The organism is Thermomonas sp. (genome assembly GCF_023953935.1).
Classification (GTDB): Bacteria; Pseudomonadota; Gammaproteobacteria; order Xanthomonadales; family Xanthomonadaceae; genus Thermomonas.
Genome location: NZ_JAMLIW010000005.1, coordinates 121,493 through 134,509, shown reverse-complemented (window position 1 = coordinate 134,509; position 13,017 = coordinate 121,493). Strand labels below are relative to the sequence as shown.

Genomic DNA, 13,017 nt, shown 5'->3' with positions numbered 1-13,017 from the left:
CACGCCTGCGTCAGAAGGATTTGCAAGCTGACCTTTCGGCCGCAGGAATTTCGTAGCTTACACGAATTGCCGGCACTTGTTCCATGCCCCAGGCCCCGCGTAGGGGCAGGGACGTGATGCAAGTCTCACCGTGCGATGATCCGGTTGGCCTCTTCCGGCTTCTTGATGCCCTTGGCCAGCGCTTGCCGCGCCGCTTCCTTGGCTTCGGCCTTGCGCCCGGCGTAATCCAGCACCTTGGCGAGATTGAGATAGACCTCGCCGTCCGTTGCCATCGGCAGCGCGCGGTTGTAGAAATCGATCGCCAGCTGGATCTTGTCGGCAAAGAACGCATTCTGCGCCAGCAGCTGATAGGCGTTCGCCAGATCGGGGCCGGGCTTGAGGATGCCTTTGCCGACACCATCTTCGATCACCCGCTGGGCGTCGGCCCAGCGCTGGGCATTCATGTAGCCCACATAGAGGGAGCGCAGCTCCCGCTCCTCGGTCAACATGCCGCGCTTGAAGGCATCCTCCAGCAAGGCATTGGCCTGCTCGAATTTTTCGGCGCCCTGCAGCGCGGCGACCGCGTTCATCAGCAGCCGCTTGTCGTCGGGGTTCTTGGCCACCAGCGCCTGGTAAGCCGCGGCCGCCTCGGCATCGCGGCCCATGCTGGCGAGGATGCCGGCGCGGAACGACAGGTGTTCGACCTTGTCCGACTTGGTTTCCGCGAGGAAACGGTCCATGGTCGCCAGCGCCTCGGCGTATTTCTCCTCGCCGAACTGGATGACCGCGAGGTTGTACATCGTCGCGAAGTGGCTGTCGTTGTCGAGGCCGTTGGCGGCAATGGCCCTGGCGAAGTAGTCGGCAGCCTTGGTTTGTTGTTCAAGATTGGCGGCGGCATTGCCGGCCATAGAATAGGCAAAGGACTTGTCGTAGGGCCCTGCATCCGGCGAGGCGCCGATGACGTCGGCATCGGCCATCACGCCAGCCCAATCGTCCTTCTCGAAGCGCTCCTGCATTTTCTTCAACTTCGGCAGCAGCTTCGGCGACGCCTTCCCGTCCGGCGACTGCCGGGTGGCGTTCGGATAAGCGGCCGGGCGATTTTCTTCCTGTGCGTTCTGGGCCTGGTCGCGGCCCAGTTCGGCCATGCGCTGCGCGCGGCGTTCACGCATCGTCATTGGCCTCGAGCCCTGATCCTGGGCAAGCAGATCGGGCGCCAGAACCAGCATGCCCAAACCCAGCGCCAGGGCAATGGTGAGCGGTCGGTGATGAAGGGTCATGGGGGTCACCTTGGTGTGTGGGCCCGCGTTGGCGGGCGAGGGTGGATGTTAGCGGCGTCGGCCGGCTTTCGGAACCGTGCCAACCGGCCTACGCCCGGCGGCGTCCCGTCGCCGGCCTGGGGCAATCTTACATCCGCGGTCAAGCCAGCTCCCGCCGCAGTGCGCCATTGCCGGCATCAAACGTCGAGATTGGCCACTTTCAAGGCATTGCTTTCGATGAAATCGCGGCGCGGTTCGACCACATCCCCCATCAGCATGCTGAACACGGCATCGGCATCGGCCGCGTCGTCGAGCCGGACTTGCAGCAGGCGCCGGGTGTCCGGATTGACCGTGGTGTCCCAGAGCTGCTCCGGGTTCATTTCACCCAAGCCCTTGAAGCGCTGGATCTGGCGGCCTTTCTTGGCCTCGTCCAGCAGCCAGGCCTGCGCCTGGGCAAAACCCGTGACCTCCTGTGCACTCTTGCCGCGACTCACCCGCGCGCCGGGGCGCACCAGTTCGTGCAGCAAGCCGGCGGCCTCGCGGATGGCCTTGAGCTCGCCGTGCTCGAACAGCGCCTGCGGCAGAATCTGGGTCAGCGCCTCACCCATGTGGTCGCGGGTCACCAGCAGCGCCGCCGGACGGCCGGCTTCGGCCGGCTGCCAGCGCAGGCTGTAGCGCGGTTTGCCCAGTCCGGACAGATTCAGCCGGCCCGCCAGCGCCACCAGCGCGGCGTGCATGTCGCCGTGGCGGGCAATGGACTCGGCATCCAGCGGGACGAAATCGATCAGCGCCTCGAGCACGCCCGGGTCGAACCGGTGCGCCTGGTGTGCCACCACATCCTTGGCCCGTGCCCACGCCAGCAGCAGCTTTTCCAGCGCCAGCCCCTCGATCGGCGGCTCGCCCTCCGCCGGGTACAGCGCGGCGCCTTCCACCGCATTGCCGGCGAGGTAAGCGTCCAGCGCCGCATCGTCCTTCAGGTACAGCTCGTTCTTGCCCTGTTTGACCTTGTACAGCGGCGGCAGGCCGATGTAGATGTGGCCACGGTCGATCAGTTCGGGCATTTGTCGGTAAAAGAAGGTCAGCAGCAGGGTACGGATATGGCTGCCATCGACGTCGGCGTCGGTCATGATGATGACGCGGTGGTAGCGCAATTTATCCGGGTTATATTCATCCTTGCCGATGCCGGTCCCCAGCGCGGTAATCAGGGTGCCGACTTCGGCGCTGGCCAGCATGCGGTCGAAGCGGGCGCGCTCGACGTTCAGGATCTTGCCGCGCAGCGGCAGCACCGCCTGGGTCTTGCGGTTGCGGCCCTGTTTGGCGGAGCCACCGGCCGAGTCGCCCTCGACGATGAACAGCTCCGAGCGCGCCGGGTCCTTTTCCGAGCAGTCGGCCAGCTTGCCGGGCAGCCCGGCCACGTCCAGTGCGCCCTTGCGCCGACTCAGGTCGCGCGCCTTGCGGGCGGCTTCGCGGGCGCGGGCGGCGTCGACGATCTTGCCGACGATGGCCTTGGCTTCGTTCGGGTGCTCCTGCAGGAAGGCTTCGAGCTGGTCGGCCATCACGTTCTCGACCGCCGGTCGCACGTCCGATGACACCAGTTTTTCCTTGGTCTGGCTGGAGAAACTGGGGTCCGGCACCTTGACCGAGAGCACCGCGATCATGCCTTCGCGCATGTCGTCGCCGTTGAGGTCCAGTTTGGCCTGTTTGGCGATGCCGCTTTGTTCGATGTACTTGCCCAGGATCCGGGTCAGGGCCGAACGAAACCCTTGCAGGTGGGTGCCGCCGTCCTTCTGCGGAATGTTGTTGGTGAAGCAGAACATCGTCTCCTGGTAGCTGTCGGTCCATTGCAGGGCCGCTTCCACCACGATGCCGCTCATTTCGCCTTTGACCGAAATCACCGCCGGGTGCAGCGGGGTCTTGGTCTGCGCCAGATGCTCCACGAAGCTGCGGATACCGCCCTGATAGTGGAACAGATCCTGCCGCACCTCGCCGCTGTCGTCGCCGCGCTCATCGATCAGGGCAATGCGCACGCCGGAATTGAGGAAGGACAGCTCGCGCAGGCGGCGGGCGAGGATTTCGTAGTGGAATTCGGTATCGCTGAAGACCTCGGAAGCGGGCCAGAATTGCACCAGGGTGCCGCGTCGGCCGGCGTCATCGCCGATTCGACGCAGCGGGTACACTGGCTCGCCCATCGCGTATTCCTGCTGGTGGTGGCCGCCGTCGCGCCAGATGTCGAGGGTCAGCTTGCCCGAGAGCGCGTTGACCACGCTGACGCCCACGCCGTGCAGGCCGCCGGACACCTTGTAGCTGTTGTCATCGAATTTCCCGCCGGCGTGCAGCACGGTCATGATGACTTGGGCCGCCGACACACCCTCTTCCTTGTGGATATCCACCGGGATGCCGCGGCCGTTGTCGAGCACGCTGACCGACCCGTCGGCATGAATCGTCACGCGAATCTCGTCGGCAAACCCCGCCAATGCTTCGTCGATGGCGTTGTCCACCACCTCGAACACCATGTGGTGGAGCCCGGTGCCGTCGTGGACGTCGCCGATGTACATGCCGGGCCGCTTGCGCACGGCCTCCAGGCCGTGCAGAACGGTGATCCGGCTGGAGTCGTACTTGGCAGGATTGGAGGACTTGGAAAGCTCGGGCGTCCCGCCCGCGGTCTGATCGGTTTCTTGCATCAAGGCACTCGACTCCGGGGCACGGCCTGCGCCGTGCCGGAACACATTAGCTATAGAGGCGCGCAGTATATCAAGCGCGGGTACGCTCCGCTGGAACCTGGGCCGAAGTCGGTCAGACGGCGCGTGAGATTTCTCCGTGTTCCACGTGGAACACGGCCAACGGTTCGCCGCGATCCGCCAGGACGACGGGACATTCGGTTCCGGTGATCAAGACCTGCGCGCCGCAGCCATCGAGCTCAGCCAGGACGCGTTCCTGATGCGGACGATCCAGCTCAGCAGCCAGATCATCAAGCTGCAGGACCGGCCAGTGTCCGAGCGCTCCCGCCAGTTGGCGCGCCTGTGCCAGCACCAGCGCCAGCGCCAGTTGCTTGGTTTGGCCGCGGGACAGGCAGTCGGTCGGCAAACCACCCAGCGAGATCCTCAGATCCGCGCGGTGCGGCCCCACCGTGGTATGCCCGAGGGCGAAATCGCGCTCCCTGGCCAGCAGCAGGGCATCCCCCAAACCCAGCGCGCTGGTTTTCCAGCCCGGATGCAGGTGCAGTTCGATCGACCCCAGTTCCGGCAACAAGGCCTCGACACTATGCGCCAGGCTGGCCTGCAGTCCGGCCACATACGCTTCGCGCTGACGGGTCAGCACCTCGCCATGGCGCACCATCTCATGTTCCCAGCCATCGAGCTGGCTCCGGCTTCCCGGCTGGCGCAGCAGCGCATTGCGTTGCTTCAGGGCGCGCGCGTATTGCCGCCAGAGCAGAAGAAAATCCTGTTCCACGTGAAACAGGCCCCAATCGAGGTAGCGGCGACGGGTTTCACTGCCGCCATCCACCAACGCGTGGCTGCCGGGCTCAAAGCTGATCACCGCCAGAGCCGCCACCAATTGACCGAGCTGCTGCACTTCCTGTCCGTCGAGGCGGGCCTGCCACTGGCTGCCGGTATGCCTCAGGCCGGCACGGTGCGATGCAGCCTCTTCGGTCTGCCAATCCACCAGCAGTTCCAGCGCGGGCTGGCCACGCCGGACCAAGCCGTCGCGAACGCGTCCACGAAAGCTGCGCCCGTGCGCCAGCAGGTGCAAGGCTTCCAGGACACTGGTCTTGCCGCCACCGTTTTGGCCGATGAGCAGATTGAAACCCGGCTCCGGGCGGAACTCTGTCTGTGCGAAACAGCGGAAGTGCTGCAGGCGCAGCCGCTCGATTCTCATGACTGCCTCAGCCGGCAGGGCAAGCCGGAGGCGGAAATTACCGCGGCCCGTGGGTGTCTGCCGCGCGACTGCAAACCCGCGTCACAGCCGCAGCGGCATGACCACGTGGCGGGCGCGCGCATTGTCCGCGCCGCGCACCAGCGCCGAAGAGTTGGCGTCACGCAGCATCAGGATGACGTATTCATCGCGCAGTGATCCCAGCGCGTCCAGCAGGTACGTCACATTGAACCCGATCGACAGCTCGTCCACCGACGTCTGCGCTTCGAGCTCTTCCTGCGCCTCTTCCTGCTCCGGGTTGTGCGCGCTGATTCGCAGCAGGTCGCGCGAGACCTCGACCCGGATGCCGCGGTATTTCTCGTTGGACAGGATCGCGGTGCGCTGCAACGCGGCGCGCAACGCTTCGCGATCGACCTTGACCTCGAGCTTGGCGCCGATCGGGATCACCGCTTCGTAATCCGGGAACTTGCCGTCGATCAATTTGCTGGTGAACGTCACATCATCGCGATTGACCCGAATATGGCCCTTGCCGAGCTCGAGTTCGAGCAGGCGGTCGCTTCCTTCCAGCAGCCGCTGCAATTCCAGCACACCCTTGCGCGGAACGATGATCTGGCGCTTGCCGGCGTGGCCTTCCTCCAGGGGAATCTCGCACAGGGCGAGGCGGTGGCCGTCGGTGGCCACGCAGCGAAGCAGACCGTCGCGCAGATCGAACAACAGACCGTTCAGGTAAAACCGCACGTCCTGCTGCGCCATCGCGAACGCGGTGCGCTCCAGCAGCTCGCGCAGTCCGGTTTCCGGCACCTGGACCCGGTCGGTCGCGTCCACCTCGTCCAACGCCGGGAAATCGTTGGCCGGCAGGCAGGTCAGGGAGAAGCGGCTGCGTCCCGCCTGGACCGTCAGCCTGTCTTCGCGCAGGGTCAGCGTCACGCGACTGCCGTCCGGCAAGGCGCGCACGATCTCGAACAGCTTGCGCGCCGGAACCGTGGTCTCGCCGTTCTCGGAGTCTTCGACCGCGATCCGCGACACCATCTCGACTTCCAGATCAGACCCCGTGAGCGCGAGTTGACCATCACGCACTCGAACAAGAAGGTTGGCCAGAACAGGCAAGGTATGCCGGCGTTCCACCACATTGACCACCTGGGACAAAGGCTTGAGCAGAACTTCGCGCTGCAGGGAAAACCGCATTTGCGTTCCTCGATGTTGTTTCAACGAATGTTCGAATACTGCAAACCTGATGAACTGTCTTCCAGTTCCCGAAGCCCAACCAGTCGCAAGCTCTTGCAGGGATAATTATAGAAAAGCGTGGGTGGTGGGGTCCGGAAAAGTGCTGGATAACATAATAACGCTTTGATTTACAACATTATTTTTGAACAAAACCCTCTTGAGAAGCGGGCTGATTGTCTGGGTACAAGTTGTGGATGCTTTTCCGGGGGCGGAAACATCCACGCATTATCCACAGCTTGCCCCCAATCTGGCTCAGCCCCTCATTCGCTGAGCTTGCGAATCAGTTTTTCCCAATCCTCATGCAGCTTGCCATCGCTCTCCCTGAGCGCCTTGATCTTCTTGTGGGCGTGCATGACCGTGGTGTGGTCGCGCCCGCCAAAGTCATGACCGATTTCCGGCAGACTGTGTTCGGTCAGCTCCTTGGCCAGCGCCATGGCCATCTGCCTGGGTCGTGCCAGTGAACGTGTCCGTTTTTCCCCGAGCATCTCCTTGAGCTGCAGGCCATAGTAGTCTGCCACGGCCTTCTGGATGTTGGCGATGCTGATGGCCTGTTGCTGGGCCCGCCACAGATCGCGCAGGGTTTCCTGGGCGAACTCCACGGTCACAGCGCGGCCGAGAAATCCGGCTTGGGCGGTCAGCTTGTTGATTGCGCCTTCCAGCTCACGCACGTTGCTGCGCATTTTCTTGGCAATCAGCTGGGCCACTTCGTCCGGAAGGGTCACCCCGCGCTCGTGCGCCTTGGACAGCACGATCTGGGCGCGGGTTTCGAAATCCGGTGGATCGATCGCCACCGACAGGCCCCAGCCCAGCCGCGATTTCAGCCGCGATTCCAGGCCATCGACTTCGCGCGGATAACGGTCGCAGGTCATGATGATCTGCTGGCGGGCGTCAAACATCGCGTTGAAGGTGTGGAAGAACTCCTCTTGGGTGCGATCCTTGCCGGCGAAAAAGTGGATGTCATCGATCAGCAGCGCGTCGATCTTCTGGAATTGGCGCTTGAACTGATCGGTGGTCTTGTCCTGCAAGGCGCGGAAAAAGGCTTCGTAGAACGTGGTTGAACGCAGGTAGAGCACCCGCGCGGCGGGGTTGAGCCGGCGCATTTCGTTGCCCGCTGCATGCATCAGATGGGTTTTGCCCAAGCCGGTGCTGCCGTAGAGCAACACCGGATTGTGGTTGCGCTCACCGGGTTTCTGCGCCGCAGCAAAAGCCGCGGCACGCGCCAGCTGGTTGCTGCGGCCTTCGACGAAATTGTCGAAGGTGTAGTGCGGTTCGACGTTGCCATCGAAGGCGTCGGCCGACGCCGCGGGGCCCGCCACCGCGGCCACCAGCGGCGCGCGGGCGGGCGTGGGCGAACCCACGTCGAGCGTCACCTCGGCGCCGGCGCCGTAGTGCCTCGCCAACTCGCGGATTCTCGGCAGGAAGCGTTGCCGGACTTCGTCGCGCACGAACGGGTTGGGTGCGAACAGGATCAGTGCGCCATCGCGCAGACCGGCCTGCAGCGGCTTGAGCCAGGTGCGGACATCCTCCTGCGCCAGCTCGGCTTCCAGATGTTTCAGGCAGTGGGGCCAAACGTCCATGCGCGGGGGCGGGTTCATGTGCAGGAAAAGCGGCCGGGCGGCGAACGCGCAGGCGGTGCAAGCGGGCAGGCCAGCGTATCACTGGCCGCCGGGCGCGCCAAACCGCGCCGGTCGATGGACCCAGTATTTGCGCACTGCCGCCGTTTCACGCTACAATTGCCGTCTTTTCTCGACCTCAAACCCGGCAGAGTCCGTCATGGCCACCAAGCGCACTTACCAGCCCAGCAACCTCAAGCGCAAGCGCGACCACGGCTTCCGCGCCCGCATGAAAACCGCCGATGGCCGCAAGGTGCTGGCCCGCCGCCGCGCCAAGGGCCGTCGGCGCCTGACCGTCTGACCCGCCTTGCGGCAGGCGCGATCGCAGCTCCGGTGACCAAGGAAACTGGCCAGGAAACTGGCAAGAGAACCGGCGAAAGAACCGGCGTCCGCACAATGACGTCCTTGCCTGCGCCGGACAACGCCAAACGCGACGACTCCCGGGGCACACCATCGCCCCGGCTCGGGTTTCCCCGAGCCGCGCGGGTGCGCGCCAAGGCGGAATTCGATTGCATCTTCAAGGAAGGTCGCCGCAGCGCCGGCCCCATGCTTGCCTTGCACTGGCGGGAAGATCTGCTGCCGGCGCGGCTCGGGCTGGCCGTTTCGCGCAAGGTCGATCCGCACGCCGTCGGCAGGAATCGCATCAAGCGCGTGCTGCGTGATGCGTTCCGTCGTTGGCGTCCGCGGCTGCGCCCCGGCGCCTATGTCGTGGTGGCGCGCGCACCGGCCGCGCAAGCAGACGGCGCCGCGCTGCGGGCGGCGTTCGAGCGCGGGCTGCACAAGCTCGGTGCGTTGCCGCAGGCGGTGGTGCTGGGCACAATGCCGCCCGCTGGCTTGTCCGGCCCACCCTCCCTTGCCAACGCGGCGACGTCATCCTGATGAATCAGATTCGCAACCTGCTGTTCGTCGCCTGGATCGCCGTGGCGTTTCTGCTGTGGCAGGCATGGAGCAGCGAGCATGCGGTCCCGGCATCCGCCACCGCGGCGACGACCGCGCAGCCGAGCGGCAACCCGGGCACCACTGCGAGCGCCAATCCGGCCATCCCGACGGCGACCGTGCCGACGGCACCGGCAACCGCGACGCCGGCGGCCGCAAGCGGAACCGGAACCACGCCGCGCGGCCCCGTGATTCGCCTGCGCAGCGACGTGCTGGCGCTGGAGCTGGATGGTCGCGACGTCGTGCGCGCCGACCTGCTGCGCTTCCCGCAGACGCGCGACCCGAAATCGGCGCCGGTGGTCCTGCTCGACCCGGTCCCGGCCACGTTCTTCGAGGCCAGCGCGGCCTGGGTCAGTGCGGGCGGCGGCGCGCTGGTGTTCCAGCCGAAAGGCGACGCCCGCAGCTTCGCGCTGGCCCCCGGGCAACAGCGCGTGAGCGCCAGCTTCGTTGCCGGCAGTCCCTCGGGCCTGCGCATCGAGCGCACCGTCACCCTCGAACGCGGCAGCTATGCGCTGCGCATCCGTGACGAGGTGGTCAACGCCGGCAGCGCCAGCTGGACCGGCGACATCCAGCGCACCTTGGTGCGCGTGCCGCCGGTCACCAAGCGCAGCTTCTTCAATCCGGAAACCATCAGCCTCAACGGCGCGGCGTGGTACAGCCCGGAAGACAAGTACAAGAAACGCCGGTATCCGGATTTCGTCGAAGATGGTCCGTTGAACCAGGCCGTCACCGGCGGCTGGATCGGCCTGTCGCAGCACTATTTCCTAGCCGCCTGGGTGCCGCAGCCCGACCAGGGCGCGCTGTTCTCGTTGGCCGAACGCGGCGCGCAATATCAGGTCGATGCCACCGGCCCGCGCGTGACGCTGGCCCCGGGGCAGCGCTTTGAAAGCGCTTCGACCCTGTGGCTGGGACCGAAGGACGCCCACCTGCTCGATGCCGTCGCGCCCGGGCTGGGCCTGTCGCTGGATTACGGCATCTTCACCGTGTTCGCCAAGCCCATCCACTGGTTGCTGACCCAGCTGCACAAGCTCACCGGCAACTGGGGCTGGGCGATCGTGCTGCTGGTGTTCCTGATCAAGCTGCTGCTGTATCCGCTGTCGGCCAAGCAGTACCAGTCGATGGCCAAGATGCGCAAGTTCCAGCCGCGCATCGCCCAGCTCAAGGAGCGCTACGGCGACGACAAGCAGAAGTTCCAGTTGGCGATGATGGATCTGTACAAGCGCGAGAAGGTCAATCCGGCCGGCGGCTGCCTGCCGCTGCTGATCCAGATGCCGATCTTCCTGGCGCTGTACTACGTCCTGATCGAGGCGATCGAGCTGCGCCACGCGCCCTGGATCATGGGCTGGATCAGCGACCTGACCGCGCCCGACCCCTACTTCATCCTGCCGATCCTGAACGGCGTGGTGATGTTCCTGACCCAGAAGATGACCCCGACCGCGGGCATGGATCCGATGCAGGCCAAGATGATGCAGGCCATGCCGATCGTGATGGCGGTCATGTTCGCCCTGTTCCCGGCGGGCCTGGTGCTGTATTGGGTGACCAACGGCGCGCTGGGCATGGTCCAGCAATGGATGAACCTCAAGCGTTTCGAGGATCCGCCGGGGCAAGCGCCGACGGTCCGTTGAACGCCGCAGACAGCGGGGCGTAGCGGAGGAAGTGCGACATGGCCGGTCAGCCGGTTGCGGCTACTATCGTGGCGATCGCCAGCGCCGCCGGCAGCGGCGGGATCGGGGTGGTGCGCCTGTCCGGGTCGGCGGCGCGCGCCATCGGTGAGCGCGTGTGCGGGCGCCGGCTGCGACCGCGCCGCGCCGACTACGCCAGGTTCAAGGACGCCGGCGGTGAAATCATCGACGATGGCATCGTGCTGTACTTTCGCGCCCCGGCCAGCTTCACCGGCGAGGACGTGGTCGAGCTGCAGGCGCACGGCAGTCCGGTGGTGCTGCGGCAGCTGGTCGAGCGCTGCATTGCGCTGGGCGCGCAGCAGGCCGGGGCGGGCGAGTTCAGCCAGCGCGCCTTTCTCAACGGCAAACTGGATCTGGCCCAGGCCGAGGCGATCGCCGATCTGATCGCGGCGTCCGACCTGCGCGCGGCGCGCGCGGCGCGGCGATCGCTGGAAGGGGTGTTCTCGCGCCAGGTCGAAGCGCTGATGGCGCAGGTACTTGCAATCCGCGTCCATGCCGAGGCGGCGATCGATTTTGTCGACGAGCCGTTGGTGGCATTGGGCGGGGCCGAACTGCGGGCACGGCTGGAGACCGCGAACGCGGAACTGGCGCGGCTGCTGGAACAGGCCGGGCGTGGCCGCAGGTTGCGCGATGGTCTGCACGGGGTGATCGTCGGCCCGCCCAATGCGGGCAAGAGTTCGCTGCTCAATGCGCTGGCCGGCAGTGACCGCGCCATCGTCACCGCCGTAGCCGGCACCACCCGCGATACGCTCGAAGAAACCCTGAGCCTGGATGGCGTGGCGTTGACCTTGGTGGATACCGCTGGCCTGCGCGAGAGCAAAGATGCGATCGAAGCCGAAGGCATTCGTCGTGCCCGCGCCGAACTGGCGCGCGCGGATCTGGCGCTGGCGGTGGTCGATGCGCGCACTGCCTGCGCCGATCGGGCCATCCTGCAGAGCGAGTTGGCTGAGGTGCCGGAAGTGCTGTGGCTGTACAACAAGACCGATTTGTTGACCACGCCGCTCGAACTGCCCGACGGTGCGTTGGCGGTTTCGGCCCGCACCGGGGACGGACTGGAGGCGCTGCGCGAACACCTGCGGGCGCTGGCGGGCGTTGAGGTTTCGGCGGACGGCGGGTTTTCCGCCCGCAGCCGGCATCTGGAGGCCTTGGTCCGCGCCCGGGATGCGTTGGCGCAAGCCGGGGACGAGCTGGCTGCAGAACGCCTGGAGCTGGCCGCGGACAGCCTGCAGCAGGCCCATGTGGCGCTGGGCGAGATCGGTGGCCGGATTGATGCGGACGGGCTACTGGGTCACATTTTCGCAACTTTTTGCATCGGCAAGTAGCGGAAAATCCCTCCGGCGCTTGACAAATGCGGCTCGCTGCTGCGTCCTATCAGGCAAATGCCCGCATGAGACGAGGGTCGCCCTTATGTCCGCCAACAAACTGTTCAAATCGATGGCCCCGATCGCGCTGAGCGTGGCGGTGGCATTTGCAATGTCCGCATGCAAGAAAGAGCCGGCGACGCCGGCCGCCGGACCGCAGGCGGCGGGGCCGGCTGCGGCCAGCACGACGGCGGCCCCGGCGCCCGTGGTCTCGGCCGCCGTGTCCCAGATGAACGCCGACCAGCTGCGCGATGCGGCGCGCAAGGCTTATGACGACAACCGGCTGTACGCGCCGGTGGGCAACAATGCGATGGAATACTACCTCGCGCTGCGCGACAAACAGCCCGGGGATGCCAGCGCGTCGAGCGCGCTGAATGACCTGCTGCCGATGGCGGTGATCGCCACCGAGCAGGGCATCTCCCGCGGGGATTTCGACGAAGCCAAGCGCCTGCTCGGGTTGATCGGCAAGGCCGATCCGAACCACCCGGCGCTGGATCGCCTCAAGACCAGCATCGGCAAGGGTGAAGCCTTGGCCGTCCAGCAGGCCCAGCAGCAGCAGCTGACCGCCGAACAGGAAGCCAAGCGTCAGGAAGAGCTGGCAAGAAAGCGCGAGGAAGACCAGAAGAAGCTGCAGGAACAGCAACGCCAGCTGGCCGAACAGCAGGCCCAGCAGGCCCAGCAGCAGGCGCAGCAACAGGCCCAGCAGCAAGCGGCGGAAGAAGAGCGGCGTCGGGCGGCCGCGCAGGCCGCCGCCGCGCAGGCCGCGGCGGCACCGGCACCTGCCGCACCGCGACCGGCGGCGGCACCGGCACCGCGCCCGACCGCTTCAAGCTCGCTGCAGGTCGTCTCCCAGGCCGCGCCGCGTTTCCCGCCGGCGGCGCAGCGCGCGGGGGCAACGGGGTCGGTGCAGGTCGAGTTCACGGTGGGAACCGACGGTTCGGTCACCAGTGCGCGCATCGTGTCGTCCGACGTGCCCCGGCAATTCGCCCGCGACTTCGAGCGTGAAGCGCTGTCGGCGGCCAAGCGCTGGCGGTTCCAGCCGATCGATCAGGCCACCACCACCCGGCGCACGATCAGCTTCAACTGAGGGAAG

Annotated in this window: 10 protein-coding genes; 5 read left to right on the top strand and 5 right to left on the bottom strand. The window is 66.0% G+C overall.

Features of this window, described 5'->3' with window-relative positions; all coding sequences use genetic code 11:
• Positions 1-125: 125 nt before the first annotated feature.
• The 5 genes from M9902_RS07390 to dnaA form a co-directional block, all read right to left on the bottom strand.
• Entirely contained in the window at positions 126-1,256 is a 1,131-nt protein-coding gene (locus tag M9902_RS07390) for a tetratricopeptide repeat protein (protein WP_297221906.1), read from the bottom strand.
• Positions 1,257-1,432: 176 nt separating this feature from the next.
• Positions 1,433-3,916, bottom strand: coding sequence for a DNA topoisomerase (ATP-hydrolyzing) subunit B (gene gyrB, locus M9902_RS07385; RefSeq protein WP_297221904.1), 2,484 nt, complete (start codon positions 3,914-3,916; stop codon positions 1,433-1,435).
• 112 nt (positions 3,917-4,028) lie between these two features.
• A complete protein-coding gene (gene recF, locus M9902_RS07380) occupies positions 4,029-5,111 on the bottom strand; it encodes a DNA replication/repair protein RecF (protein WP_297221902.1) in 1,083 nt (360 codons plus the stop codon).
• 81 nt (positions 5,112-5,192) lie between these two features.
• Positions 5,193-6,293 carry a DNA polymerase III subunit beta gene (gene dnaN / locus M9902_RS07375; protein WP_297221900.1) on the bottom strand — a complete coding sequence of 367 codons (1,101 nt, stop codon included), beginning with the start codon at positions 6,291-6,293 and terminating at the stop codon, positions 5,193-5,195.
• 299 nt (positions 6,294-6,592) lie between these two features.
• A complete protein-coding gene (gene dnaA / locus M9902_RS07370) occupies positions 6,593-7,909 on the bottom strand; it encodes a chromosomal replication initiator protein DnaA (RefSeq protein WP_297221898.1) in 1,317 nt (438 codons plus the stop codon).
• Between the two features lie 196 nt (positions 7,910-8,105).
• On the opposite strand from dnaA, the gene rpmH reads away from it, so the two are divergent.
• The 5 genes from rpmH to M9902_RS07345 all read left to right on the top strand — a co-directional run bounded on the left by rpmH (position 8,106) and on the right by M9902_RS07345 (position 13,011).
• Positions 8,106-8,246 (top strand): 50S ribosomal protein L34, encoded by a 141-nt coding sequence (gene rpmH, locus M9902_RS07365; protein ID WP_156640208.1) that lies wholly within the window; start codon positions 8,106-8,108, stop codon positions 8,244-8,246.
• Between the two features lie 95 nt (positions 8,247-8,341).
• On the top strand, positions 8,342-8,824 hold the full coding sequence (rnpA, locus tag M9902_RS07360) for a ribonuclease P protein component (RefSeq protein WP_297174413.1): 483 nt from the start codon (positions 8,342-8,344) through the stop codon (positions 8,822-8,824).
• Positions 8,824-10,506 (top strand): membrane protein insertase YidC, encoded by a 1,683-nt coding sequence (yidC, locus tag M9902_RS07355; protein ID WP_297221896.1) that lies wholly within the window; start codon positions 8,824-8,826, stop codon positions 10,504-10,506. Before rnpA ends, yidC begins: the two co-directional genes overlap by 1 nt.
• Before the next feature lie 38 nt (positions 10,507-10,544).
• The gene (gene mnmE, locus M9902_RS07350; protein WP_297221894.1) at positions 10,545-11,885 is read left to right on the top strand and encodes a tRNA uridine-5-carboxymethylaminomethyl(34) synthesis GTPase MnmE; all 1,341 of its coding nucleotides are present in this window, start codon (positions 10,545-10,547) and stop codon (positions 11,883-11,885) included.
• A gap of 85 nt (positions 11,886-11,970) precedes the next feature.
• Entirely contained in the window at positions 11,971-13,011 is a 1,041-nt protein-coding gene (locus tag M9902_RS07345) for an energy transducer TonB (RefSeq protein ID WP_297221892.1), read from the top strand.
• Positions 13,012-13,017: the final 6 nt, after the last annotated feature.